This window comes from Virgifigura deserti, assembly GCA_003576685.1.
Classification (GTDB): Bacteria; Pseudomonadota; Alphaproteobacteria; order Dongiales; family Dongiaceae; genus Virgifigura; species Virgifigura deserti.
This window is the reverse complement of the sequence record QOZR01000033.1, coordinates 1-1,199: the sequence shown is the minus strand read 5'-3', so window position 1 is coordinate 1,199 and position 1,199 is coordinate 1. Positions and strand designations below refer to the sequence as shown.

Sequence of the window (1,199 nt, the reverse complement as noted above, 5' to 3'; positions counted from 1 at the left end):
CGCCTTACTCGATGATCTGGGCGACGACGCCGGCGCCGACGGTGCGGCCGCCCTCGCGGATGGCGAAGCGCAGGCCCTCGTCCATCGCGATCGGGGCGATCAGCTGGACCTCCATCGACACGTTGTCGCCCGGCATCACCATCTCGGTCCCGGCCGGCAGGTTGACCATCCCGGTGACATCCGTCGTCCGGAAGTAGAACTGCGGCCGGTAGTTGGTGAAGAACGGCGTGTGCCGGCCGCCCTCCTCCTTGGTCAGGATATAGGCCTCGGCCTTGAACTTGGTGTGCGGCGTGATCGAGCCCGGCTTCGCCAGCACCTGGCCGCGCTCGACCTCCTCGCGCTTGGTCCCGCGCAAGAGCGCCCCGATGTTGTCGCCCGCCTCGCCCGAATCCAACAGCTTGCGGAACATCTCCACCCCGGTCACCGTCGTCTTCGCCGTCGCCTTCAGCCCGACGATCTCGACCTCGTCGCCGACCTTGACGATGCCGCGCTCGACCCGCCCGGTCACCACCGTGCCGCGCCCCGAGATCGAGAACACGTCCTCGATCGGCATCAGGAACGGCCGGTCCTTCGGCCGCTCCGGCTGCGGAATGTACTCGTCGACCGCCCGCATCAGCTCGAGGATCGCCGCGTGCCCCTGCTCCGGGTTCTTGTCCTCCAGCGCCATCAGCGCCGAGCCCTTGATGATCGGAATCTCGTCGCCCGGGAAGTCGTACGAGCTCAACAGCTCGCGGACCTCGAGCTCGACCAGCTCCAACAGCTCCGGGTCGTCGACCATGTCGACCTTGTTCATGAACACCACCAGGGCCGGCACGCCGACCTGGCGCGCCAGCAGGATGTGCTCGCGGGTCTGCGGCATCGGCCCGTCCGCCGCCGAGACCACCAGGATCGCCCCGTCCATCTGCGCCGCCCCGGTGATCATGTTCTTGACGTAGTCCGCGTGGCCCGGGCAGTCGACATGCGCGTAGTGCCGGTTCTGCGTCTCGTACTCGACATGCGCCGTCGAGATCGTGATCCCGCGCGCCTTCTCCTCCGGCGCCCGGTCGATCTGGTCGTACGCCGTGAACGTCGCCCCGCCGGTCTCCGCCAGGACCTTCGTGATCGCCGCCGTCAACGACGTCTTGCCGTGATCGACATGCCCGATCGTCCCGACATTCACATGCGGCTTCGTCCGCTCAAACTTCGCCTTCGCCATCGCT

The 1,199-nt window shown here is 67.6% G+C and carries 1 protein-coding gene; it reads right to left on the bottom strand.

Annotated features, from left to right (window positions below; genetic code table 11):
- Positions 1-4 precede the first annotated feature (4 nt).
- Complete coding sequence (tuf, locus tag DT069_RS24460; protein WP_119462959.1) at positions 5-1,195, bottom strand: elongation factor Tu; 1,191 nt, start codon at positions 1,193-1,195, stop codon at positions 5-7.
- Positions 1,196-1,199: the final 4 nt, after the last annotated feature.